Origin of the sequence: Martinezella lusitana, from assembly GCF_014207095.1 — a bacterium.
GTDB lineage: Bacteria > Pseudomonadota > Alphaproteobacteria > Rhizobiales > Rhizobiaceae > Rhizobium > Rhizobium lusitanum_B.
In genome coordinates this window covers 442686-465635 of sequence record NZ_JACHBG010000004.1, presented here as the reverse complement: position 1 = coordinate 465635, position 22950 = coordinate 442686, and the positions used below count along the sequence as shown (strand labels likewise).

Sequence of the window (22950 nt, the reverse complement as noted above, 5' to 3'; positions counted from 1 at the left end):
GTCTGCACGTCCTCTGATCAGATCCACATTCCGGAGGTGCCTTATGGACGAATTGCCTGTCATCAAGACGAGACGCAAAGGTCATAGCCAAACTCAAAGCATGTTGATCCCGAGCGAAGACATGGTCGCCCGCATGCTGCGAGCAGCACCTCCGGGCGAATTGTCCGAAGTGGCCGCTGTAAGAAAATCGCTTGCAGCGCAATATGGCGCCGATGCCTGTTGTCCCGTCACCGTTCGGCGACATCTGGTGCACATCAGCCAAACCGGTACTGCACCCTTCTGGCGCTTTGTCGATCCCGATCGACCATTCGCCAGACGGATGAACGGTGGACCCAACCTTATTCGGGCGCGATTGAAGGAAGAACAATGATCGTTTGTGGAGTTTCCGCTCTATAGTATCAGGCGATATCAGTACTCGAATATCGACCTGAACACCCCTGGCGCGATGATCGACAGCGGATTGATTTGCATGGTCGGCTTGTCGAAGCTGCCGGTTAACCTGAAAGTGATGCCAATCAGGCCGCGATCGCTGCCATTGCCCAAAAGGAAGCCCACGATCGGAACCTCCGCGAACAGGCGGTTCAGGCCATAAGCGGGCATGAAGGTTCCGGTCAGATCCATCTTGCCGTTGGCGTCCTTGACGGTCCCCTGGAAGGTTGCCCCGACCTGCACACCGCGCACGACGCCATTCTCGACCGCCAGTGTCCCATCGCGCAGCACCAGCCGGGCGAAGCCGCGCTCAAAGCTCTGCGCACGCGTATCGATATTCTGCTTCACGGCGGAATTCAGGCTCTTGCCGTTTTTGCCGCTTGGCGTCGAAACGATGGTCGACAGCTTTTTCTCATCGATGATGGAGAAGTTGCGGATATCCAGCGAGCCGTCCCAGTCGTCCTGCCCGATCGAGCGCAGCGACAGATTGAGCAGGCCGCCCTGCAAATGCTTGTAGAGGTCGGTAAAGCGCGCCACCGCGCCCGCGTCGCCGCTGGTAATGCGGATCACGCCATTGTTGCCCTTGCTCATCTGGGTGACAAATGCCTCGCCACTGCGGGTAACGCCGGCAAAATCGACAGCCGTCGTCTTGCCGCCGGAAATGGAATAGACCCCCTTGAGATTGCCGATCGATTCATCGTTGAAGCCGACAACCTTGTTGAGATTGACGCGAACGGTCGCGCTTGTGCTCGCGGGATCGTCGGATCCCTGCTTCCCACCTGATGATGATTTGATACGTGCGAGAATCGGGCGGATATCGGCCGAGTTTCCGGACACCGAGACATCGTAGCCGCCGCCCTTGCCATGCTTCAGCGATAGTCCGAAATCGTCGAGTGCCGAGAGCTTCACCTCGCTGAAGTTCGCTGAGGTCAAGGTCCCCTTGCTGATCACGAGATCGCCGCCTGCGCCGAAACCATCCCCCTTGAGCACGAAGTTCTTCAGCATCATCTGATTGTCGGAACCAGACGCTTCGAACTGTGCACTCGCCGGAATACCGCTGCCTTTCGACCATCCGATCCAGGGCACCGTCAACGCAGCCTTGCCCAGATCGACCTTGACGCCCTGATGCTCATCGTCGATGCGCGTCAACTCAATCTTGACCGGTCCGTCGATCATGTCGCGCAAACCGGGTAGAACATTGTTGCGTTGAGCATCGGTCAGAGTTGCCGATATCACCCGGCCGCGCTTGACGGTCGACTTGCTGTCGGTGGGCTCGACCATGTTGATCTGCGCGGGAATGCCATCGATCTGAGCCTGGGCCTGCAATTGCACCGACTGCGGATCGGCGTCGATCTCGCCATTCAGATCGGTGATCTTGCGATTGTTCATCGGCTTCAGCAGATCGACGTCGATTAGCGTCAGCTTGGCCTGCCAGTCGGGCGGTGGCGGTTTCTGGTCGCTGATCAGGCCGATCCGCGCGTCGATCTTCGCGACGATCTTGCCGTTGAAATCCTCCGGCTTGAATTCGGTCCTTTGCAACGCCTGAACAGGCTTGTAGGTCAGCAATTCGCCGATGGCATCGCCAGCGCCGGAAATCGTCAGATCCAGATCGGCCATCAAGGGTTTGTCGTATGTGGCGGGGATCGAAAAGTTGCTGTTGTTCAGCGTTATTGTGCGCCCTGTCGGAAAATAGGAAGTCGCACTGACGATATCGACCGCCATCTTAGGGCCGGTCAGGTCGAAATGCGCCTTCGCATCGCGCAGCGGTGGAATGTCGCCGGGTACGTTGAGGCGCGCTCCGTCGATATCGAAGGCGATATGCAGCTCATTAGGGCCGAGTTGCAGTCGGCCGGTTTGCGACGCCTCTCTCAGCCTTCCGGCTGGAATGAAAACGGATATGATCGCGTTTGTGACCGAGCCGCCGAAAAGATTGTTCTCCACCCAGGTCCTGGGTTTCGACGCCATCCAGAAGGGCCACAGCTGCTTGACTGCAGTAGTGTCAAGCTTATCCGCGCGGCCGCCGAAACTGATTTCGGGCGAGCTGTCTCCGAGCTTCAGATGCAGCGAGCCGAACAGCGCACCCAACGGCGTCGATACGCCGAGGTTATCGAACTGAAACTCCTTCGTTGCCGCCAGAAAACGTCCGGTCGCCTGGCCGTCGAAGCTTACGGGCTTCTCTCCGGAAACCGAAGAGGCAGCGGTGCCGTTCTTGATCAGGAAATCGATGCCGAAGCCCTTGCCGGCATTCGCATCGACACGATCGAGATCGATAAGTGCGCCGGAAAACGGCACGATGGTCCGTGCGAACTGCGCCTCCGATGGCGCAATCTCAAGAGTCTGATGATCGAAATTATAGGATAGGTTGAGGCTTGCCGCGGTCAGATCCTGTGGATCGCGATCCATGTAGAGTGTGCCGGGCTGCATCTTGACGGATGTCTCAAGTTTCGGATCGACGCCGGCGTCCCCCTTGGCCGCCGAGAGCGTCACATCGGCAAAGCTCATGAGGCCCTGACGCGGAGCGCCAGACACATCATAAACCATCGTCAGCGGCGTGAGGTCGAGATTGGCAATTTTCGCGATCAGCGAAGACGTGCGGCCGGCTTCCTTCTGCTCAGCCTTGATATCCAAGGTCGCCACAGAGCCATTGACGGCAACCTGCCCATAAAGATGCAGCTGGTTTTGCTCTGCCCGCTCGAACGTGAGGTTATCTACGACGAGCGCTATGGGCGCAGCTTCCGCGCGCGCCAGCTTTACGGAGAAGCCCGAAATATGCACGGAATTCGTACCGCCGCGCTGCACGAACCGCTGGAGAAAATCGAGATTGTCGAAGGCGGCGATCAGCGCTTTCGGCAGCGCATCCACGCGCAATGCGGTGAGATCCACAGGATCGCCCTGCGGCAACAGCGACGTATCGAGCGCTATGCCTTCCGCCGCCACGCTCGCAACCTCCACGCGCCCTTCGACGAGTGCGAACGGATCGAGCTCCATATTGACCACCGACATGGTCGATAGATGCTTGCCACTATCCTGATCGACGACATTGACGTCCCGCGCCTCAAGCGCAAGACGTAGGTCTGATGTGAAGCGGACAGCGGTCGCGCCGACCTCTGCCTTGTAGCGCGGGCCGATTGCCTTATCGAGCGCGATCTGTGCCTTTTGCGACAGTGGCTGGTCGAAAACACCGCTTTCTATGGTGACGATCACCGCCCCGAGGATGATGGCGAGAAACGTGAAGAAAACCAGCGTGATACGGCAGACATGCCAGACATGAGAACGATTACGGCGGGAGCGCTCGGGCACATGCACGATCAACGGGTCATCGACCTGAGCGGAGGGCAAATGGTCGAGTGACACGAGATCCTTTTTGCGGAATGTTACCTTTTCGCCTCGGATCACTCCTGTGCGTCCCTTTCGTTCTCAGCATTTTTTTTGGTGACGCCGCGTCCCATGTGGACGCCATACCTGATCAGTATATATGGCTCACCCCGTGTGTCATCTAAAAAACCGGCAAAAGAAAGGTTTTCCTGTGACGGAACTTGCTCCTGTTGAACTGAAAATTGGCGACAAAGCGGCAGATTTCGATCTTCCGCGTGACGGTGGCGGACACGTGCGTCTGGCCGATTTTGCGGGGAAACCGCTGGTTATCTACTTCTATCCCAAAGACGACACGACCGCCTGCACAACCGAATCGATTTCCTTCACGGCGCTGGCAGCCGATTTTGCCAAGATCGGCGTTGCCCTTCTCGGCGTATCGCCCGACTCGGTCAAAAGCCACGACAAGTTCGTCAAGAAACATGCCCTCTCCATTCCGCTGGCTGCGGACGAGGAAAAGGCAATGGCAATGGCTTATGGCGTTTGGCGGGAAAAGAGCATGTATGGCCGCACCTATATGGGGGTCGTCCGCACGACCTTCCTGATCGGCGCAGGCGGGCGGATCGCCAGAATATGGGATAAGGTCAAGGTCGCCGGCCATGCAGAGGATGTTTTTGCTGCCGCAAAGGAGCTTTGACGGCATGACAGGCAATCCCAATGCGATTACATCGCTGCGTGGCGGCGCGATCTCCGCCATTCGCTCTGCCGACCTTGATCGCAAGACTGCGCTTGCGCAGGAATCCGCGACGCGCTGGTTTGGGCGCACCCTGTCACTGCGTTCGCCGCTTGATCCGCCGCTTGCCGATCGTCCCGGCCGGCCGGAGCGCCCGGAGCTAGTGCCGCCGAAGCATATGGAGAAGCGTTCTCTGCATACGCTGAAGGGCCGCATCGCATTGCTGCATGCGATTGCCCACATCGAGCTCAATGCGGTCGACCTCGCCCTCGACATCGTCGCGCGCTTCGCAACCGAGCCGGTTCCGAACTCCTTCTTCGATGGCTGGATGCAGGTGGCCTTCGAGGAGGCCAAACATTTCCGCATGGTTCGAGATCGTCTCCGCGAACTCGGTGCCGACTACGGCGATCTGCCGGCCCATGATGGTCTTTGGCAGGCCGCGCACGCGACACGCACCGATCTCACCGCTCGCCTCGCAGTCGTACCGCTGATCCTCGAAGCCAGAGGGCTGGACGTGACGCCCGCACTGCAAACAAAAATGCGCGAGACCGGCGACATGGAAAGTGCGGCCGTGCTCGATGTCATCTACAACGACGAAAAGGGCCATGTCGCCGTCGGCGCCAAGTGGTTCCGATTTCTCTGCGCGCGCGAGAAGCGCGATCCTGCCCGCACATTCCAGGAATTGGTTCGCGCAAACTTCCGCGGTTCGCTGAAGGCGCCGTTCAATGACATAGCGCGCGCCGAAGCCGGGCTGACGCCCTCGTTCTATCGCTCGCTGACCTCCACAAGCAACGCATGATATACTGATAAAACTCACTTTTTCCGGCAATCAATACTGAAACAGAAAGCATTCGTTAACCATAATACCGTGTACTTCCATTGGATGCCAAAAGGCATCGATTGGGAGAGTCTCGGTGACAGCAAGGCCTCAAAACCGGGTTTTCGGCAAACAAAAGCGCCATCACACCATCATCCTCGCCAGCGGCGATATGGTGCGCCATATGACCGTGCGCCCGTGGATGGCGGCTTTGGCCGTCTGTATGGTCGGTATCCTTTCGATTGGCTACCTCCTGGCGACCTCCTACCTCGTCCTGCGCGATGATCTGATCGGTGCGACGATGGCGCGCCAGGCCCGCATGCAATACGACTATGAAGATCGCATCGCCGCGCTGCGCGCGCAGGTCGATCGCGTTACCTCCCGCCAGCTTCTCGATCAGCAGGTGGTGGAAGAAAAGGTCGACAAACTCATCGAGCAGCAGCAGCAACTCTCTTCACGCGGCGGCAAGCTCAATGCCTTGCTCGACCGGGCCGAAAGCTCCGGGTTGACGGACAAGGGGTCCCGGACCGATGTCAATGCGCCAGCGGCGAAGAATGAGCATGCGCAACTGACGGCACCGAAGGCAATCGAGAAGCTTCTGTCCTCGGGCAAGCCTGCGGACGCAACGCCTGACAACTCCACCCTCGCCTATGTTCCTGCTCCGGAAACCGTCGCGGATCGAGCCGATCGGGTTTTCTCCAAGGTGACGCTTTCGCTGAAGCATATCGAACAGGACCAATTGACCCGCATCCGCAATCTCACCGCTGATGCCTCCGGTACGGCAAACGAAATTCAGTCAATCATGCACAATGTCGGCATCAAGCTTCCGAATGGGGTGGCAAGTACCGCCGGCAAGGACGAAGACGGCGGCGTTGGCGGTCCTTATGCCGCGCCGGAGAATGTCGATCAGTTCGAGCAATCCATGGCCGACCTCGATACCGCGCTGACGCATTTGGAGACCGTACGCGGCGCAGCAGAAAGCCTGCCGTTCCGCAACCCCGCACCCGGTAAGCTCGTCACCAGCCCTTTCGGTAATCGCAAGGACCCGTTCTTTGGCACGCTGGCTCTCCATACAGGCACCGATTTTCACTTCAGCCCCGGTGAAAAGATCAAGGCGACGGCTCCCGGCAAGGTCGTAGCGGCCGGCTGGACGGGCGGCTACGGCAACATGGTCGAGATTGATCATGGCGACGGAATATCCACCCGCTACGGCCATATGGAACAGGTGCTCGTCAAGATTGGCGACAAGGTCGACCGCGGCGGCATAGTCGGTCTCGCCGGCAGCACCGGCCGCTCGACGGGAACGCATCTGCACTATGAGGTCAGGGAAAACGGCCTCCCCGTGGATCCGATGTATTTCATCAATGCCGGTACGAAGCTTGCAAGTTACATCAGTGGAATGGGCGCAATTTAGCCGCCAAAATTGTGACATAGGCGCAACAAAGATGACACTAATCTGAAAATTGCGCCAGGAATTAACTTCAGGCCTATAGAAGCGCCCGCTTTCCTTGACTTCGCAGGTATTTGGTTCTATGTCGCGCTGCATTCCGGCACGTTGTTGCGTGTCGATTCATGGTGTTCGACCGAACCAAGACGGAACTAGTTTTCCCTTTGACAACATTTGCTGACCTTGGCCTGAGCCAAAAAGTCCTTTCCGCGGTGACTGACGCGGGTTACTCCACACCGACTCCGATCCAGGCCGGTGCCATCCCCTTTGCGCTCCAGCGCCGCGACATTTGCGGCATCGCCCAGACGGGAACCGGCAAGACGGCCTCTTTCGTGCTGCCGATGCTGACGCTGCTGGAAAAGGGCCGCGCCCGCGCCCGCATGCCGCGCACGCTGATCCTGGAGCCGACACGCGAGCTGGCAGCCCAGGTTGCTGAAAATTTCGAAAAGTACGGCAAGAACCATCGCCTGAACATCGCCCTTCTGATCGGCGGCGTTTCCTTCGAAGAGCAGGACCGCAAGCTCGAGCGTGGCGCCGATGTGCTGATCTGCACGCCTGGCCGCCTGCTGGATCATTTCGAGCGTGGCAAGCTCTTGATGAGCGGCGTCGAAATCTTCGTCATCGACGAAGCGGACCGCATGCTCGACATGGGCTTCATCCCGGATATCGAGCGTATCGCCAAGCTCATCCCCTTCACGCGCCAGACGCTGTTCTTCTCGGCAACGATGCCGACCGAAATCCAGAAATTGGCCGACCGCTTCCTGCAGAACCCGGAACGCGTCGAAGTCGCCAAGCCTGCCTCGACGGCCAAGACCGTGACGCAACGCTTCGTCGCTTCGCACGGTAAGGATTACGAGAAGCGCGCGACTTTGCGCGATCTCATTCGCGAGCAGACCGATCTGAAGAACGCGATCATCTTCTGCAATCGCAAGAAGGACGTGTCCGACCTCTTCCGTTCGTTGGACCGCCACGGCTTCTCCGCCGGCGCGCTGCACGGCGACATGGATCAGCGCTCGCGCATGGCCATGCTGCAGAACTTCAAGGACGGCAATCTGCAGCTGCTCGTCGCCTCTGACGTTGCAGCACGCGGCCTCGACATCCCCGATGTCAGCCACGTCTTCAATTTCGATGTTCCGATTCACTCGGAAGACTATGTCCACCGCATCGGCCGCACCGGACGTGCCGGCCGTTCGGGCGCTGCCTTCACCATCGTGACGAAGCGCGACACCAAGCATGTCGACGCGATCGAAAAGCTCATTGGCGAAGATGTTCAGTGGCTTAACGGCGACCTCTCGTCGCTGCCGCCGGCCGACGAGAGCACGGACGACAATCGTTCTTCCCGCCGCCGCGACCAGAAGAACAAGGGCCGCGATCGAGATCGCAGCCGCGGAGGCCGGAGCGCCTCGAGTCATAAATCTGATATCGACGTCGAGGATAATGGCGTCGTGGCGATCGAAGCAGCACCAGCAAAGGCCGAGAGCGTGAGAAACGAGCGCAAGTCTGAGAACAATAACAAGTCCAACAACGGTTCTCGCAACAACAACCGGCCCTTCCCCGCTGCCAACGACGATCATCGCGAACGCCGCAACCGCTACCGTGACCACGATGACGGCCCGACGCCAGTCGGTTTTGGCGACGATATTCCGGCTTTCATGCTGATCGTTGCCAACGCCAAGGCCTGATCGCTCCCATCCAGCAGCACACCTCGGGATGTACGCATGGGCAAGCCCGGCATCGATTTCCCAGGTTTAGGAACCGGTCTCGCAATATTGCGGGACGGGAAACTGTTGCTGTATCGGCGCCTCAAGGCGCCGGAGGCCGGTTTCTGGAGCATCGTCGGCGGTAAGGTCGACCATATGGAGCCAGCCGCAAAAGCCGCTATCCGCGAGGCGGAAGAAGAAAGCGGCCTCTCGATCGGCAAGATCGACTATCTCTGCACCGAAGAAGTGATCGTAGAGGCAGATCGCCAGCACTGGATCTCCCTGATCTATGTATGCAAGGACTTCTCCGGCGAGCCTCGGCTGATGGAGCCGGACAAGCTCTCCGATTTCGGCTGGTTCGGCCGCGAAGACCTGCCCTTGCAACTTTCCGAATTCGCCAAGGCAACCATCTCGCATCTGAGCGAAGAAGACTTTCGCTAAGGCGCGGATCACCCGATCCCAGGCACTCGCTGCCAGCCCTCTAACTCTATGATTTTCATAGGCGATTACCGCGACGCCACCCTTGCGCCTGCGCGGCAAGATCCCTCGATTGCTATTTCCTGCACCAGCGAGCCGCGCAGCTGAACTTGCGTTTCCCGGCGTCACATATGCTTCACCGTTCCCGGATAGGCAGTGCGAAACTTGGAGATTGTCAATGGACCAGACCGCACAACCAAATCGCCCCAAAATCGCCGAGACCGTCATCCACCCATCGGCCAGCATCAAAGATTCGAGCATAGGCAAATGCTGCGAGATCCTGGCGGATACATCGCTACATGCGGTTGAACTCGGTGATTATTCCTATCTGGGGCAACGCTGCATGGTCGGGGATGCAACGATCGGAAAGTTCTGCGCCATCGCGGCGGAAGTGCGGATCGGCGCGCCCAATCACCCGATGGATCGCCCGTCGATGCACCGCTTCACTTACTGCCCGGAATATTACTCCGCCGAAGCCATGCGCGACCATGCCTTTTTCGATGAGCGCAAGCAGGATCGCGCCATCATCGGCAACGACGTGTGGATCGGTCACGGGGTCATTGTTCTTCCGGGCGTAACCGTCGGAGACGGTGCCGTTCTCGCTGCCGGAGCGGTCGTCACCAAGAACGTCGAGCCATATACCATTGTCGGCGGTGTTCCGGCGAAGTTCATTCGCGAGCGGTTCTCGCGAGCCATTGCGGAGAGACTGACATCCATCGCCTGGTGGAACTGGCCATTCGAAACTATCATGGCGCGGCTCGCAGACTTTCAGTCAAGCGACATCGAAGCCTTTTGCGAACGTTGGGCATAAAACAGCACCGGTAAAAATGCGCGGCGGATTTGCTTCCTAGATTGCATCGTAGCAGAGAGGTAAAGCATTTCCGCAACGTCATTGAAGGCAGAAATGCTCCAGTACATTTGCTCAACCGCTTCTTTGAAAGAGCTGCCGCTGGATCAGCCGGCGTCACGGCCATTCATCCCAACGCAGCGCTGCCTATCTATTTATCCGCGCGCAATGCCGCCTCATAGGCGAGCCTCACCCAACGCGACATCACATCCGGATCGTCGAAGGCGTCCTCGGGAATAGACCAATAGGGCATATTGACGGCCTTGCCCTTCTTGCTCTCAAAGGCCCAGCGTCGCGCGCCGGCAGCTTCGAATTCGGAAGCACTAGCGTCGTCGGCCTTCAGTAGAATTTCATCGTCCACTTCCAGCGCCAATATCCGGCCCATATGATAGATGCCCTTGCCGCCGAACATCCGCTTGATGGTCACAGGCCCGAGCGACTGAAACATTTCCTCGATATCTGTATTGTCCATTCCCTATCCCTTCAGCACTCCTCCGGCTGCGACCACAGCTTCGGGCGTATCGACATCGAGATGTGCCGCATCGCCGATGTCAACGTCAATCACCGATAACCCCGATGTTTCGATAATATGCCGGGCGCCGACATCACCCTCGAGCCGCATGACGGCATTCAACACAGATCTGGGCAGAATGACGGGATTGCCGCGCTTGCCGCTCGATACCGCCCGTACGATCGCCTGGCCGTTCGTCCTGCGAAATGCCGTGATCAGTGTCCTCAGATCGTCGCTGGTGATGCCCGGCATGTCCGCGAGCATGACAAGCACACCGTCCGCCCGCTGAGCAGCTTGCGTGCCGACACCTGCAACCAGGGAACTCGCCATGCCGGATGCGTAATCCGGATTATACACCCGCGTGATATCGAGGCCTTCGAGTGCCCGCTCGATGTCGTCCCGACGATGTCCCGTCACGGTGACCACAGCAGAGGCTCCACCGGCCATCGCGGTCGACGCCGATCGGCGAACCAGCGAAATGCCGTCGAACTCGGCCAGAAGCTTGTGAGCACCGCCCTCGCCCATGCGGCTGGCCCTGCCGGCAGCCAACAGGACAATAGCAACCTCGATCGCTGCCACTGGCTTTGCGGCGATATCGCGTGGCCGTGGCCGCGACTGAATTTCCATGAGCAGCCCTCCCACGCCCAAGCCGCTTATATCTCGCGAGGTCGGTTGTTCGCCGGCTAATATGCGATCAAGAACCCAGTCAAAGCCGTTTTCCTTTGGGCTGCGCGCGCATCCGGGTGCCCCGACGATGTGCACGTTGCCTACTCTTCCGAGCACCAGCAGATTGCCAGGATCGACGGGCATTCCGACCTGCACAACCTCACCCCCCGCAAGCCGGATGGCAGCCGGGATGACGTCGTCGGCATCGATGACGGCAGACGCGCCAAAAACGATCACCAGCTTCGGCAAGCGATCCGTCGCTTTGAGTGCACGAGTGATCGCGTCTGCAACCACACCGTCCCGATGAGCGACGCGTTCTTCCCGCTGAAGGATGCTGCCTGCCGCTTGCAGCCGCTGCGAGAGGATGCGGGCCGTCTTGTCCATGACTGTTGTCTTCAAGGACGGCAGCTCCGTCGCCACGAGCGACACCGCATGTGGCTGGAACGGCTTGACCTCGAAGACGGTGGTGCGTCGTAGGATCTCGACGCCTGCCGCCACCTTGCTTCCCGAGACAGCCAGCGGAATGATCTTGAAGGTGGCAACCATGTCGCCCGAACGGACCGGCACATGATCGGCCAGACAGGCAAGGGTGATTGCGGGATCCACGCTGTTCAGCCCGTCGACGGCCGCTCGGTCTGCAACGAAGAGCCCGTCGACAGTGCTGTGAACGTTGACGCGCCCCGTTGCCGCCTCCGAGAAAGTCAGGTGATCTGGAGCAATTGCTCGCGCCAGTTGTTCGGCGGCCTCGTCCTCCATGAGATCGCCCGGCTCGATACGAGCGGCGATGACGCGGTTGATGCCGTCAGTCGCCAGACGTTCGATATCTCCCCGATCAAGCTTGTGCCCCTTGGCGAAACTACCGTCGGACAGCCGGACGGAATGCGCGAGAACAGCACCTTCGGCTTCCACCGTCGGAAACTCTCCAAAGATCATGATCTGCCACCTTTCGGCAACGACACATCGCGCCCACGCAGCGAAGCGATGATCTCAGCCAGGATGGCGACGGCAATCTCCGCCGGACTGGCGGCGCCAATGGCAAGACCGATAGGCGCACGGATGCGGGCCAAATCCGCTTCCGTCAATCCCTCACGCCTCAAGCGCTCCATGCGCCCGGCATGCGTCTTGCGGCTGCCAAGGGCGCCGACATAAAAACAGCCGGCCCTCAGCGCCTGCGCGATCGGCTCATCATCGATCTTCGGATCGTGGGTGACGGCGACCAGCGCCATGTAACCGTCGAGCGGACGCTCCTTCAGCGCATCTACGGGCCAGTCGGCGACAAGATCAATGCCTTCGAAGCGTTCCGGCGTCGCAAAGGCGGTGCGCGGATCGATGATCGTGATGTCGAAGCCTGCAAGTGCTGCCATGCGAGCCAGGACCTGGCTGATATGGACAGCGCCGATAACGACGATGCGCGGCGGCGGCAGGTGCACATTCAGGAACAGGCTCTGTCCTTCAATCTCTACCGCCGACGACTTGCCTGAGCGGAATGCCGAAGCCGCTACCTCCGCGAGAGCACCATCGAGCACATCGCCTTCGACAATAAGTCTGTCCGAGCCGCCGTCGAGATCCGTCACAAGGATCGCGGCCTGCCGTTTGCGGCGCATTTCATTCAGTCGCGCCAGTATCTGACGATCCATCAGCCCAGCCTTTCCACATAGACGCGGATGCGGCCGCCACAGGAAAGGCCGACACGCCAGGCCGTCTCATCGGCAACGCCGAATTCCAGCATGCGGGACTTGCCGGTTTCGATGACGTCAAGCGCCTCTGTAATCACGGCGCCTTCAACGCAGCCGCCGGAAACAGAACCGTGAAAATTGCCCTCGCCGTCGATCACCAGATGGCTGCCCGACGGGCGCGGCGCCGAGCCCCAGGTATCGACGACCGTCGCCATGGCCACGTTGCGGCCTGCCGACACCCATTCCTCCGCAATGACAAGCGGATCCAGACTTTCGGATATATCTGACATCGAAGCCTCATGACTTGCCGAGAAACCGGCGCGGATCGTAAGCGCCCGCGCGGCCGGCGGTGAGAGCCGATACGAGATCGGCCAGAGATAATAGATTGTGAACGGGACGGAATTCGTCAACATGCGGCAGCATCGCTTTTACGCCGCGAGCCCGCGCCTCGAAGCCTTCGAAGCGCAGCAGCGGATTGAGCCAGATCAGCCGCCGGCAGGAGCGATGAAGGCGATCCATCTCCTCGGCAAGCAGTTCCACTCCCTCGCGCTCCAGCCCATCGGTGATCAAAAGCACGATCGCGCCCTGCCCCAGCACCCGGCGCGCCCATAGCCGATTGAATTCCTTCAGCGTCTCGCCGATCCTCGTTCCTCCCGACCAGTCGCGCACCGCTGCGGCGCATTCGTCAAGCGCCTGGTCCGGATCCTTGTGGCGCATGGCCCTGGTGACATTGGTAAGGCGCGTACCGAACAGGAAGGTATGAACGCGCCGGCGCCGCTCGGTCAGCACATGGAGGAAATGCAGAAAGATGCGTGTGTACTGGCTCATCGAGCCCGAGATATCGGCAAGCACCACGAGCGGCGGCTGTATCTCTCTGGGCTGCCGAAAGCGCGGCAGGATCAGAGCACCGCCGGTACGCAAGGCGGACCGCATCGTCGCACGAGGATCGACCTTGACTGAAGCATGCGACGGCGCGAAGCGGCGCGTCCGCACCCGGTCCAACGGCAATTGCAGCTTGGCGAGCTCCTTCTTGGCAACGGCGATCTCGGCTGCCGACATCTGGGCAAAATCCAACCGGCGCAGAACTTCGCTTCCTGATGTGGTGAAGCGGGCATCGATTTCGATGTCGGGCGTCTCACGCTGCGGTCGACGGTCGTCACGATCACCGAGCAAGGCATCGCCGGCTCTTGTTTCGCCGGGTTTCGGTTTTTCCTTCTCGCGATTGTCAGGTGCGACCGGCGACATCATGGCGATCATCTTCGAAACAAGATCGCGAGAGCGCCAGAACAGCCGGAATGCCTCATCGAAAACGGCGAGATCCTCATGGCGCTTCACGAAGACCGAACAAAGAGCGGCGTGGAATTCCTCGCGGGAGCCGATACCGATTGCCTCGACTGCCTCAATGGCATCGGCAATCGCACCAGGCCCGATCTTCGGCCCGGCCTTGCGAAGGGCACGGCCGAACAGCACGATATTGTCGGCCAAGCGACCATCACCGGGCGGTGACGGCGCAAGAATAATGCCATCTTGCGCACCCGGTTCCATGGCTCATCCCGCCGCAAGCAGTTCGGATTTCACGTCGTCGAGCACACGTTTACCCTCGCCGCCTTGAATGCGGGCTATATCGTCCTGGTATTTCAGGAGCGTCCCCAGCGTGTCTGAGATCGTCTCCGGGTCGAGCGCGAGCCGGTCGAGTTCGGTCAAGGCCGTCGCCCAGTCGATCGTCTCGGCAACACCGGGATTCTTGTAAAGATCGAGCGTGCGGAGCTTCTGCACATAGGCGACGATCTGGCGAGACAAGACTTCGTTGCAGCCCGGCACCTTGCGGCGGATGATCTCCAGCTCCTGCTCGGCTTGCGGATAGTCGACCCAATGATAGAGGCATCGTCGCTTGAGAGCGTCGTGCACCTCACGCGTCCGGTTCGTGGTGATAATGACGATGGGCGGCTCAGCCGCACGGATCGTCCCAAGCTCCGGCAGCGTGACCTGAAAATCGGACAGCACTTCCAACAGGAATGCCTCAAAGGCCTCGTCCGTGCGGTCAAGTTCATCGATCAGAAACACCGGTGCGCGTCCGCCAAGACCGGAAAGCGCCTGCAGCACCGGTCGGCGGATCAGATAGCGTTCGGAGAAGATATCGGCTTCGATGCGATCGCGATCGGTCAGACCGGATGCTTCGGCAAGCCGGATTTCCAGCATCTGTGCCGGATAGTTCCATTCATAGACGGCGGATGAAACATCGAGCCCTTCATAGCATTGCAGCCGGATGAGCGGTCGGTCGAGCGCCTTGGATAGAACCTTGGCAATCTCGGTCTTGCCGACACCGGCTTCGCCCTCCAGAAAGAGCGGCCGCTTCATTTTCAATGCCAGGAAGAGGACCGTGCCAAGCGCGCGCCCGGCCAGATAGTCGTGCTCCGCAAGCAGAGCCATCGTCTCCTCGATCGATCCCGGCAACGCATTAGATGATTTTTGATCCGCCATGATAACTCCCTTGCAGGGGTTATAGCGCGTGATAGCCCCGGTTCATATAGAGCAATGCCGGCTTCGGCTCGCTATAGCGGACGCCCATGACTTCACCGAAGATGATGTTGTGCGTCGATGCCTGCTTGATCTCGATAACGCGGCAATCGAAAGCAGCGAGTGCATCCGATAGCACCGGCGCCCCGGTCACCAGTGTCTCGAATTTACCGGAAGCGAAACGCTCATCCGTCGTCAGCTGCGTCTTGCCGGAAAAGGCATCCGCGAGCGATTGGTGGTCAGCACCAAGCGTATTCAAGGCGAAAATACCGCTATTGAAGAAGATATCGTTCTTCTCATTGCTGTTGTTGAGGCAGATCAGAACGGTGGCCGGGCTGTCCGACACCGAGCATGCAGCCGTGATCGTGACACCGCGCCGCTCTTTGCCGAGCGCCGTCGTCACCAATTGCACATGCCCCGCATAGCGGCTCATGGCATCGCGATAAAGCGCCGGATCCATACGCTGCCTATCTAGCACCATCATCTCCATTTCTCTGTGACACCCCGTCTTTCTTTCAATATGGCGGTCAGATGTTAGCTTTTCTACAATGACTCCATTGAAAACAGAGGGATTTTGCTGCTTTTTCTTTGACGAGCCTCTTCATGCGGATAAATAGAGCAGAAAAATTGCCCGGGATAATCGATCGATGAACGTTCTGCGTCGCCTTCCGCTTCTGTTCGCGCTGCTTTCTGCGGCCGGCAGCAGCTACGCGGCAGGAATTCACATCGGTGTCGTCGCGCCACAGGACGGTAATTTCGCCACGCTCGGAGCCGAGATCACCGCAGGCGCCAATTTCCAGATCCAGGGGCAGAAGGACGCGGCGACTGTCGTCAACGAGCCCTGCACCGAAGATGGCGGTCGCGTCGCCGCCGAGGCGCTGATCGCCGCGAAAGCGCAGGTCGCGATCGGTTTCCTATGCACGGAAACGCTCGAAGGCGCATTGCCCCGCCTCAAGGATGCCGGCATTCCCGCCATCACTGTTTCGGTGCGCTCCCGTATCCTGATGGAAGACGCTTTGAAGAACGGCTGGCCGCTGTTCCGTCTTGCCTCGGTGGACAGCGCCGAATCTGCCATGGCCATCAGCACCATCCTGAAGAACTGGGCGGCCGAGCCGATGGCCCTGATCGATGACGGCACGATTCACGGACGCGAACTGGTCGGCGCGATCCGCAGTGCGCTTGAGGAAAAGGGGCTGAAGCCCGTCTTCACCGACACCTACCGACCGGGCCAGGAACAGCAGATCGCCCTCGTCCGCCGCCTGAAGAAGGCCGGCGCCACACGCGTCTTCGTCGGCGGCGACCGCAGCGATGTCGCCGTGATTGCGCGCGACGCCAAGAGCGAAAACATTCCGCTGACCCTCATGGGAGGTGACGCGATGCGCGCCGCCGATCAACCGGTGCCCCTGCTCGAAGGCGTACAGGCAATCGCGCTTCCCGATTTTGCCAGCCTGCCCGCGGCGCAATCGGCAGCACAGGCCATGCGTGCTGCCGGCATAGAACCGGACGGCTATACACTGCCCGCCGCCGCGGCCGCACAGATCGCCAGTCAGGCCGCCGAAAGCGCCAAGACGGAAAACAAGCCCGTCGCGGACAAGCTTGTCGGTACGGCTTTCCAGACGGCGATGGGTCCGATCACATTCGGTCAGAACCACGAACTCACCGAAAATTTCTATCAGCGGCTGGAATGGCGCGGCAACACTTTCGTGCCGGTAACGACGCCATCAAATTGAGAGGATCCCCGCGGGCGGTTGTTTGCCTGCGACGTCGGTGCTAATCCAAGCCGAAAATTCAGTTGGAGCTCAGCTACACCATGACCTTGCCGATCCGCATTGCCCCTTCCATTCTTGCCGCCGATTTCGCCAGACTCGGCCAGGAAGTGAAGGATGTGACCGAAGCCGGAGCCGACTGGATCCATCTGGATGTCATGGACGGTCATTTCGTGCCGAACATCTCCTTCGGCCCCGATGTCATCAAGGCGCTGCGCCCCTATACGACCGCCACCTTCGACTGCCATCTGATGATCTCGCCGGCCGATCCCTATCTCGAAGCCTTCGCTAAGGCCGGCTGCGACCGCATTACGGTCCATGCGGAAGCAGGCGTGCATCTGCATCGCTCGCTGCAGACTATCCGTCATCTCGGCAAGAAGGTCGGCGTCACCCTCAATCCGGCCACGCCGCTATCGATCTTGGAAAACGTGCTCGACGATATCGACCTGATCCTGATCATGTCGGTCAACCCGGGCTTCGGCGGCCAGAAATTTATCCCGGCCATGGCCGACAAGATCCGCAACGCCAAGTCTCTGATCGGTGACAGACCAATCGAACTGGAAGTCGACGGCGGCGTTTCCACCGACACGGCCGAGCTCATCATCGCGGCAGGCGCCAACGTTCTGGTTGCCGGTTCAGCAATCTTCAAGGGCGAATCGGTCGACGCCTACAAGCAGACGATCGGCGACCTCAGAGCCGCGGCGGAAAGAGGTCGCGTTGGATCCAAGTAATCCAGCCAGAATTATCGAGGCGGCGGACCGGACCCGGACCCGGACCGCCGTTTCCTATTGCCTTGGATATCTGCGCGACGCAGCCTGCTGGGGGATGGCAATGACCGCCTCGGCTCTTGCCGCGCTTTATCTACGCAACGACCTGCTCACGAGCCACTTGACCGCGCTTGCCCTTATCTATTTCCTCGGCGGCGCCGTCTCCTGGCTCGTCGTAGTGCCGTTCACCAGGCGCTTTGCAGACCATCGGCCGCCAACGACGCGCTTCGCAGCCTTCTTCCTGGCGCTATCCATCGGCACCCTAGCCATGACGGCATTCCTCTTTGCCATGGACTATCGCTGGTTCTACGCACGCTGGCATGCACCGTTCGGCTCGCTCATCTGGATATTCCAATTCCTGTTCACCAGCGCCAGCGCCGTTTATCAGTTCGCCGTTCTCGGCTCTACGCTGTTTTTGCCCCTCGGTTTGCTTTGCCTGATAGCTGCGTCAGCCTATCTTGTCCGGCATATGCGCTAATGCGGATGAAAGATTGATCCGCCAAACATTGTGAATGCCGCCCGTCTTTGTTATGGGGGCGCAAGTTCTCCTTTCCCGTTAGCCAAGAAAGCTCTGAGCCAATGATCCCGCGCTACTCCCGACCGGAAATGGTCGCCATCTGGTCGCCCGAAACCAAGTTTCGTATCTGGTTCGAGATCGAGGCCCATGCCTGCGATGCACTGGCCGCCCTCGGTGTCATCCCGAAGTCCGCAGCCGACACCATCTGGGAAAAGGGTGGCAAGGCGACCTTCGACGTCGCCCGCATCGATGAGATCGAAGCCGTTACCAAGCATGATGTCATCGCCTTCCTGACGCATCTGGCCGAAATCGTTGGCCCGGACGCCCGCTTCGTGCATCAGGGCATGACCTCCTCCGACGTGCTCGACACCTGCTTCAACGTTCAGCTCGTACGCGCTAGCGACCTGCTGCTTGCCGATATCGACAAGCTGCTTGAAGCCCTGAAGCGCCGCGCCTTCGAACACAAGGACACCGTCACGATCGGCCGTTCGCACGGCATTCACGCCGAGCCCACCACCTTCGGCGTCAAGCTGGCGCTTGCTTATGCCGAATTCGAGCGCTGCAAGCAGCGCCTGATCGCAGCACGCGAGGAAGTCGCCACTTGCGCCATCTCGGGTGCCGTCGGCACCTTCGCCAATATCGACCCGCGCGTTGAAGAACATGTCGCTGCTGCCCTTGGCCTGAAGCCGGAGCCGGTCTCCACACAGGTCATCCCGCGCGATCGCCATGCCATGTTCTTCGCCACCCTCGGCGTCGTCGCTTCCTCGATCGAGCGCCTTTCCACCGAAATCCGCCACCTGCAGCGCACCGAAGTCCTGGAAGCCGAGGAATATTTCTCGCCGGGCCAGAAAGGCTCGTCGGCCATGCCGCACAAGCGTAACCCGGTGCTGACGGAAAACCTCACCGGTCTCGCCCGCATGGTCCGTTCCTACGCGATTCCGGCTATGGAAAACGTCGCACTCTGGCACGAACGCGATATCTCGCACTCCTCGGTCGAACGCATGATCGGCCCGGATGCGACGGTTACGCTGGACTTCGCGCTGGCCCGCATAACGAGCGTCATCGACAAGCTTCTCGTCTACCCGGACAATATGATGAAGAATATGAACAAGTTCCGCGGACTTGTTCATTCGCAGCGCGTCCTGCTGGCACTCACCCAGGCCGGCGTCTCCCGCGAGGATTCCTACCGCCTCGTGCAGCGCAACGCGATGAAGGTCTGGGAACAGGGCAAGGACTTCCTCGAGGAGCTTCTGGCCGACCAGGAAGTGCGTGCCGCGTTGTCCGAAGAGGATATCCGCGAAAAGTTCGACCTCGGCTATCACACCAAGCATGTCGACACGATCTTCAAGCGGGTCTTCGGCTAAGTCTTGGTATGATTGGTCTGATTTGACGGTGAGGCGGTGCGGTTGACGCGCCGCCTTTTCCTTTTGTTCGCGGGCTTGGCAACGATCACGGTATCGAGCTCGACGCTTTCGCCGGCCTTGCCTTTGTGTCGTTCCTGGTGCCGCTTTGCTGCCTTCTCGACGAGCCTGTCGAGGTGCTTCAGATCCTCTTCATCGAGATTTTCGATCCCAACGAAGCGATTCTCTGCCCCGCTGGTCAGGATCAACTCGTTGAGTTTCGCCTGAATAGCCCGCGTGTCGCGCGTCTGCGCGCTCTGCAGCAGAAAAACCATCAGAAAGGTGACGATCGTCGTGCTGGTATTGATGACCAGCTGCCAGGTGTCCGAATAATCGAAGATCGGCCCTGTCGTGCCCCACACAATGACGCAGAGCAGCGCCAGCACGAAGATGGCCGGCTTGCCGGTCCAATCCGAGACCGTCATCGCGAAACGGGTGAAAATATGCGTAAGCGAAGGCATGATCCGCATCTCCATGATGATGCGGATCAACGTGGAAATCCCGTTGCGGTTCCAACGATGGCTGAAAACCGCTGAAAGCTTGAAGGCCTATTCCTGAGCTACGACCAGCTTGCGGTAGAGATGCCAGGACGCGTGACCGAGGATGGGCATGATGACCGCAAGACCGGCAAAGATCGGGATCGTGCCGACAGCGAGCAGTGCTGCCACCATCAGGCCCCAGACCGCGACCGGAACCGGATTGATGAGCGTCGCCCTGATGCTGGCGTCGATCGCCGCAACGACACCGACGTCACGGTCCAATAGCAGCGGAAACGTCACGACCGTGGTCGCGAGCACGACGAGCGCAAAGAGGAAACCTGCCAGATTGCCCCAGAACATCATCGCCATGCCTTGCCGTGTTGTCAGAATTTTCGACACGAAGGATGAAAGCGTGGGCGGCACGCCGTCACCGAAGAAGATGAAGTAAATGTTCTGCGCCACGATAAGCCAGACGATGAAGAGGCCGAACAGCATCAGGCCCGCAACGATAATCGACGGCAAGGCCGGCGAATGGCGAACCTCGAATGCATGGCTCCAGGATGTATCCATCCCCTTTTCCCGGCGCCGGCTGATCTCGTAGAGACCGATTGCCGCTATCGGGCCGAGCAGGGCAAAGCCTGACATCAGCGGGAATAGCAGCGGCAGCAGGTTCTGGTCTGTGCTCCAGATTGCAAGCGCGATGCCTGCAATCGGATACATCAGGCACAGGAAGACATAATGCGAAGGCTTCTCGCTGAAGTCGTCGAGCCCCAATTTGAGGGCGTCGACAAGGTCTGCAATACCTATCTTGCGGATGGCGGGACGGGAAAATGTATGGTCCGCTCCGGCCATGACATGAAAGGCCGTCATAATGCTCTCCTCCTCAACCGTGGCGCTCGGCTGCGGTGAAAGATGGCGGCAAATTGCTCGCCGACATCGTCATTCGCTACCGGCAGGAGCAATCCTAGCAAATTTTGCCGCAATTGTCGCCCTTTTCCCTTGACACTTGGGGCCACCTTTTCCACATCGGCGCTATCATGAAAGCTTCCGACGCAAACATCCTCATCATTCCCGGCTATACGAACTCCGGCCCCGACCACTGGCAGACGCGGTGGGAGCAGAAGCTCTCGACTGCGCGGCGCGTGGAACAGGCCGAATGGTCTAAGCCCGTGCGCGACGATTGGGTGGCTCGTATCGCCGAAGAGGTGAACGCCTCGGATAAACCTGTTGTGCTCGTGGCGCATTCGCTCGGCGTGCCGTCGGTGATCCATGCGATCCCGCATTTCCGCAACAAGGTCGCAGGCGCCTTCCTCGTGGCACCACCCGATGTTGCTAATCCAGGCATCCGGCCGAAGCATCTGATGACGTTCGGCCCCTACCCGCGCGAGCCGCTGCCGTTTCCGTCGATCACGATCGCGAGCCGCAACGACCCTTTCGGCAGCTACGAGCATGCAGACGACGTTGCCAACAGCTGGGGCTCGCAGCTGATCGACGCCGGCGAGTCCGGCCATATCAACAGCGAATCCGGCCACGGCCCCTGGCCCGAAGGCACGATGGTCTTCGCCAAGTTCCTGAGCCAATTGAAGCCATGATGGCCCGGAAATAACAATGGGATGGAGAGGGCCGGGCTCACTAGCCTGTGAAGTATAGGCCGCCTTCATTCCATCGTCAGATAAAAGCCTGTAAAACAGGGTGTGACAGGATCTCGATTCAGAGCCTTGGCACCCCGCCCAGGCCGGAATTCCTAGGAAGGAGGCGCAGGCGGATTGTGAATTCGCTTCTTATCCGTTATGGGGACGCCCACACACGATCCACTTGCGCTGTCCCATGAGCGCCAAAGACAGAGAACAATACCAATGAACCGTCGCCGCCGTATCTACGAAGGCAAGGCCAAGATCCTTTATGAAGGACCTGAGCCGGGCACGCTGATCCAGTTCTTCAAGGACGACGCTACTGCCTTCAACAAGAAGAAGCACGAAGTCATCGATGGCAAGGGTGTTCTGAACAATCGCATCTGCGAATATATCTTCAGCCATCTGAACAAGATCGGCATTCCCACCCATTTCATCCGCCGCCTCAACATGCGCGAGCAGCTGATCAGGGAAGTGGAGATGATTCCCCTCGAGATCGTCGTGCGCAACGTCGCCGCTGGCTCGCTCTCCAAGCGCCTCGGCATCGAGGAAGGCGTGGTGCTGCCGCGGTCGATCATCGAATTCTATTACAAGTCCGATGCCCTCGAAGACCCGATGGTCTCTGAAGAGCACATCACGGCTTTCGGCTGGGCCAACCCGGCGGAACTCGATGACATCATGGCGCTCGCCATACGCGTCAACGACTTCATGACCGGCCTTTTCCTCGGCGTCGGCATCCAGCTCGTCGATTTCAAGATCGAATGCGGCCGTCTCTTCGAAGGCGACATGATGCGTATCATCCTCGCCGACGAAATCTCGCCGGACAGCTGCCGTCTCTGGGATATCGCAACCCATGAGAAGATGGACAAGGATCGCTTCCGTCGCGATATGGGCGGTCTGCTCGAAGCCTATTCCGAAGTCGCTCGCCGCCTCGGCATCATCAATGAAAACGAACCCGTGCGCGGCACGGGCCCGGTTCTCGTCAAGTAAGTTCAGGAAGGACAATCGTGATCAAGGCTCGTGTAACCGTCACGCTGAAAAACGGCGTTCTCGATCCTCAGGGCAAGGCAATCGAAGGCGCACTCGGCGCACTTGGCTTTGACGGCGTCCATCAGGTTCGCCAGGGTAAGGTCTTCGACCTTGAGCTTGAAGGCACCGACAAGGCCAAGGCCGAAGCCGAGCTGAAAGCCATGTGCGAAAAGCTCCTCGCCAATACGGTGATCGAGAACTTCGCCATTTCGATCGACTGATATCGTTG

Annotated in this window: 24 protein-coding genes; 14 read left to right on the top strand and 10 right to left on the bottom strand. The window is 59.5% G+C overall.

Annotated features, from left to right (window positions below):
- The first annotated feature begins 43 nt into the window (after positions 1–43).
- Positions 44–370: a hypothetical protein gene (locus tag GGD46_RS12545; RefSeq protein ID WP_184704195.1), complete on the top strand. Its 327-nt coding sequence runs from the start codon at positions 44–46 to the stop codon at positions 368–370.
- Between the two features lie 38 nt (positions 371–408).
- On the opposite strand, the gene GGD46_RS12540 is transcribed toward GGD46_RS12545, so the two are convergent.
- Positions 409–3825 carry an AsmA-like C-terminal domain-containing protein gene (locus GGD46_RS12540; protein ID WP_184704193.1) on the bottom strand — a complete coding sequence of 1139 codons (3417 nt, stop codon included), beginning with the start codon at positions 3823–3825 and terminating at the stop codon, positions 409–411.
- A gap of 130 nt (positions 3826–3955) precedes the next feature.
- On the opposite strand from GGD46_RS12540, the gene GGD46_RS12535 reads away from it, so the two are divergent.
- The 6 genes from GGD46_RS12535 (at position 3956) to GGD46_RS12510 (ending at position 9726) form a co-directional block, all read left to right on the top strand.
- Entirely contained in the window at positions 3956–4438 is a 483-nt protein-coding gene (locus tag GGD46_RS12535; RefSeq protein WP_313206296.1) for a peroxiredoxin, read from the top strand.
- A 4-nt stretch (positions 4439–4442) separates the two neighbouring features.
- Entirely contained in the window at positions 4443–5273 is an 831-nt protein-coding gene (locus GGD46_RS12530; protein ID WP_184704189.1) for a ferritin-like domain-containing protein, read from the top strand.
- Positions 5274–5388: 115 nt separating this feature from the next.
- A complete protein-coding gene (locus tag GGD46_RS12525; protein ID WP_184704186.1) occupies positions 5389–6705 on the top strand; it encodes a M23 family metallopeptidase in 1317 nt (438 codons plus the stop codon).
- Positions 6706–6902: 197 nt separating this feature from the next.
- The gene (locus tag GGD46_RS12520) at positions 6903–8420 is read left to right on the top strand and encodes a DEAD/DEAH box helicase (protein ID WP_184704184.1); all 1518 of its coding nucleotides are present in this window, start codon (positions 6903–6905) and stop codon (positions 8418–8420) included.
- Between the two features lie 36 nt (positions 8421–8456).
- Entirely contained in the window at positions 8457–8879 is a 423-nt protein-coding gene (locus GGD46_RS12515) for an NUDIX domain-containing protein (protein WP_184704182.1), read from the top strand.
- 214 nt (positions 8880–9093) lie between these two features.
- Positions 9094–9726: a DapH/DapD/GlmU-related protein gene (locus GGD46_RS12510; RefSeq protein ID WP_184704180.1), complete on the top strand. Its 633-nt coding sequence runs from the start codon at positions 9094–9096 to the stop codon at positions 9724–9726.
- A 187-nt stretch (positions 9727–9913) separates the two neighbouring features.
- Here GGD46_RS12510 and GGD46_RS12505 read toward each other — a convergent pair whose 3' ends face one another.
- Genes GGD46_RS12505 through GGD46_RS12475 form a run of 7 tightly spaced genes read right to left on the bottom strand, consistent with a single transcriptional unit; the run spans position 9914 to position 15610 of the window.
- A complete protein-coding gene (locus tag GGD46_RS12505) occupies positions 9914–10234 on the bottom strand; it encodes a TfoX/Sxy family protein (protein ID WP_184704179.1) in 321 nt (106 codons plus the stop codon).
- 3 nt (positions 10235–10237) lie between these two features.
- A complete protein-coding gene (locus tag GGD46_RS12500) occupies positions 10238–11872 on the bottom strand; it encodes an NTP transferase domain-containing protein (protein WP_184704177.1) in 1635 nt (544 codons plus the stop codon).
- Positions 11869–12576, bottom strand: a complete 708-nt coding sequence (locus GGD46_RS12495) for an XdhC family protein (protein WP_184704175.1) — start codon at positions 12574–12576, stop codon at positions 11869–11871. The genes GGD46_RS12500 and GGD46_RS12495 overlap by 4 nt, the downstream gene beginning before the upstream one ends.
- Positions 12576–12905, bottom strand: coding sequence for an XdhC family protein (locus tag GGD46_RS12490; RefSeq protein ID WP_015340028.1), 330 nt, complete (start codon positions 12903–12905; stop codon positions 12576–12578). Before GGD46_RS12490 ends, GGD46_RS12495 begins: the two co-directional genes overlap by 1 nt.
- A 7-nt stretch (positions 12906–12912) precedes the next feature.
- On the bottom strand, positions 12913–14160 hold the full coding sequence (locus GGD46_RS12485) for a vWA domain-containing protein (protein WP_184704173.1): 1248 nt from the start codon (positions 14158–14160) through the stop codon (positions 12913–12915).
- A 3-nt stretch (positions 14161–14163) separates the two neighbouring features.
- Positions 14164–15096, bottom strand: a complete 933-nt coding sequence (locus GGD46_RS12480) for an AAA family ATPase (protein WP_184704171.1) — start codon at positions 15094–15096, stop codon at positions 14164–14166.
- Between the two features lie 19 nt (positions 15097–15115).
- Positions 15116–15610: a flavin reductase gene (locus tag GGD46_RS12475; RefSeq protein ID WP_184704281.1), complete on the bottom strand. Its 495-nt coding sequence runs from the start codon at positions 15608–15610 to the stop codon at positions 15116–15118.
- A 169-nt stretch (positions 15611–15779) separates the two neighbouring features.
- Between GGD46_RS12475 and GGD46_RS12470 the strand changes: the two genes are divergently transcribed.
- The 4 genes from GGD46_RS12470 to purB all read left to right on the top strand — a co-directional run bounded on the left by GGD46_RS12470 (position 15780) and on the right by purB (position 19546).
- A complete protein-coding gene (locus GGD46_RS12470) occupies positions 15780–16862 on the top strand; it encodes an ABC transporter substrate-binding protein (protein WP_184704169.1) in 1083 nt (360 codons plus the stop codon).
- Positions 16863–16942: 80 nt separating this feature from the next.
- Positions 16943–17629 carry a ribulose-phosphate 3-epimerase gene (gene rpe / locus GGD46_RS12465; RefSeq protein ID WP_184704166.1) on the top strand — a complete coding sequence of 229 codons (687 nt, stop codon included), beginning with the start codon at positions 16943–16945 and terminating at the stop codon, positions 17627–17629.
- A 100-nt stretch (positions 17630–17729) separates the two neighbouring features.
- Positions 17730–18143, top strand: coding sequence for a hypothetical protein (locus GGD46_RS12460; protein WP_184704164.1), 414 nt, complete (start codon positions 17730–17732; stop codon positions 18141–18143).
- Between the two features lie 101 nt (positions 18144–18244).
- The gene (gene purB, locus GGD46_RS12455) at positions 18245–19546 is read left to right on the top strand and encodes an adenylosuccinate lyase (RefSeq protein WP_184704162.1); all 1302 of its coding nucleotides are present in this window, start codon (positions 18245–18247) and stop codon (positions 19544–19546) included.
- Here purB and GGD46_RS12450 read toward each other — a convergent pair.
- The gene (locus GGD46_RS12450) at positions 19543–20043 is read right to left on the bottom strand and encodes a low affinity iron permease family protein (RefSeq protein WP_184704160.1); all 501 of its coding nucleotides are present in this window, start codon (positions 20041–20043) and stop codon (positions 19543–19545) included. The genes purB and GGD46_RS12450 overlap by 4 nt on opposite strands.
- Positions 20044–20130: 87 nt before the next feature.
- A complete protein-coding gene (locus GGD46_RS12445; RefSeq protein ID WP_184704158.1) occupies positions 20131–20931 on the bottom strand; it encodes a DUF2189 domain-containing protein in 801 nt (266 codons plus the stop codon).
- Positions 20932–21098: 167 nt separating this feature from the next.
- Between GGD46_RS12445 and GGD46_RS12440 the strand changes: the two genes are divergently transcribed.
- The 3 genes from GGD46_RS12440 to purS all read left to right on the top strand — a co-directional run bounded on the left by GGD46_RS12440 (position 21099) and on the right by purS (position 22942).
- A complete protein-coding gene (locus tag GGD46_RS12440) occupies positions 21099–21653 on the top strand; it encodes an RBBP9/YdeN family alpha/beta hydrolase (protein ID WP_184704156.1) in 555 nt (184 codons plus the stop codon).
- A 264-nt stretch (positions 21654–21917) separates the two neighbouring features.
- Positions 21918–22682: a phosphoribosylaminoimidazolesuccinocarboxamide synthase gene (gene purC, locus GGD46_RS12435; protein WP_184704154.1), complete on the top strand. Its 765-nt coding sequence runs from the start codon at positions 21918–21920 to the stop codon at positions 22680–22682.
- A gap of 17 nt (positions 22683–22699) precedes the next feature.
- Positions 22700–22942: a phosphoribosylformylglycinamidine synthase subunit PurS gene (gene purS, locus GGD46_RS12430; RefSeq protein ID WP_184704152.1), complete on the top strand. Its 243-nt coding sequence runs from the start codon at positions 22700–22702 to the stop codon at positions 22940–22942.
- The last annotated feature ends 8 nt before the right edge of the window (positions 22943–22950 follow it).

Excerpts from the sequence above, each read along its gene's own strand:
- GGD46_RS12545 (WP_184704195.1), top strand. The coding sequence starts at position 44 with ATGGACGAATTGCCTGTCATCAAGACGAGACGCAAAGGTCATAGCCAA.
- GGD46_RS12530 (WP_184704189.1), top strand. The coding sequence starts at position 4,443 with ATGACAGGCAATCCCAATGCGATTACATCGCTGCGTGGCGGCGCGATC.
- GGD46_RS12515 (WP_184704182.1), top strand. The coding sequence starts at position 8,457 with ATGGGCAAGCCCGGCATCGATTTCCCAGGTTTAGGAACCGGTCTCGCA.
- GGD46_RS12510 (WP_184704180.1), top strand. The coding sequence starts at position 9,094 with ATGGACCAGACCGCACAACCAAATCGCCCCAAAATCGCCGAGACCGTC.
- GGD46_RS12505 (WP_184704179.1), bottom strand. The coding sequence starts at position 10,234 with ATGGACAATACAGATATCGAGGAAATGTTTCAGTCGCTCGGGCCTGTG.
- GGD46_RS12500 (WP_184704177.1), bottom strand. The coding sequence starts at position 11,872 with ATGATCTTTGGAGAGTTTCCGACGGTGGAAGCCGAAGGTGCTGTTCTC.
- GGD46_RS12495 (WP_184704175.1), bottom strand. The coding sequence starts at position 12,576 with ATGGATCGTCAGATACTGGCGCGACTGAATGAAATGCGCCGCAAACGG.
- GGD46_RS12490 (WP_015340028.1), bottom strand. The coding sequence starts at position 12,905 with ATGTCAGATATATCCGAAAGTCTGGATCCGCTTGTCATTGCGGAGGAA.
- GGD46_RS12485 (WP_184704173.1), bottom strand. The coding sequence starts at position 14,160 with ATGGAACCGGGTGCGCAAGATGGCATTATTCTTGCGCCGTCACCGCCC.
- GGD46_RS12480 (WP_184704171.1), bottom strand. The coding sequence starts at position 15,096 with ATGGCGGATCAAAAATCATCTAATGCGTTGCCGGGATCGATCGAGGAG.
- GGD46_RS12470 (WP_184704169.1), top strand. The coding sequence starts at position 15,780 with ATGAACGTTCTGCGTCGCCTTCCGCTTCTGTTCGCGCTGCTTTCTGCG.
- rpe (WP_184704166.1), top strand. The coding sequence starts at position 16,943 with ATGACCTTGCCGATCCGCATTGCCCCTTCCATTCTTGCCGCCGATTTC.
- GGD46_RS12460 (WP_184704164.1), top strand. The coding sequence starts at position 17,730 with ATGACCGCCTCGGCTCTTGCCGCGCTTTATCTACGCAACGACCTGCTC.
- purB (WP_184704162.1), top strand. The coding sequence starts at position 18,245 with ATGATCCCGCGCTACTCCCGACCGGAAATGGTCGCCATCTGGTCGCCC.
- GGD46_RS12450 (WP_184704160.1), bottom strand. The coding sequence starts at position 20,043 with ATGCCTTCGCTTACGCATATTTTCACCCGTTTCGCGATGACGGTCTCG.
- GGD46_RS12445 (WP_184704158.1), bottom strand. The coding sequence starts at position 20,931 with ATGACGGCCTTTCATGTCATGGCCGGAGCGGACCATACATTTTCCCGT.
- GGD46_RS12440 (WP_184704156.1), top strand. The coding sequence starts at position 21,099 with ATGAAAGCTTCCGACGCAAACATCCTCATCATTCCCGGCTATACGAAC.
- purC (WP_184704154.1), top strand. The coding sequence starts at position 21,918 with ATGAACCGTCGCCGCCGTATCTACGAAGGCAAGGCCAAGATCCTTTAT.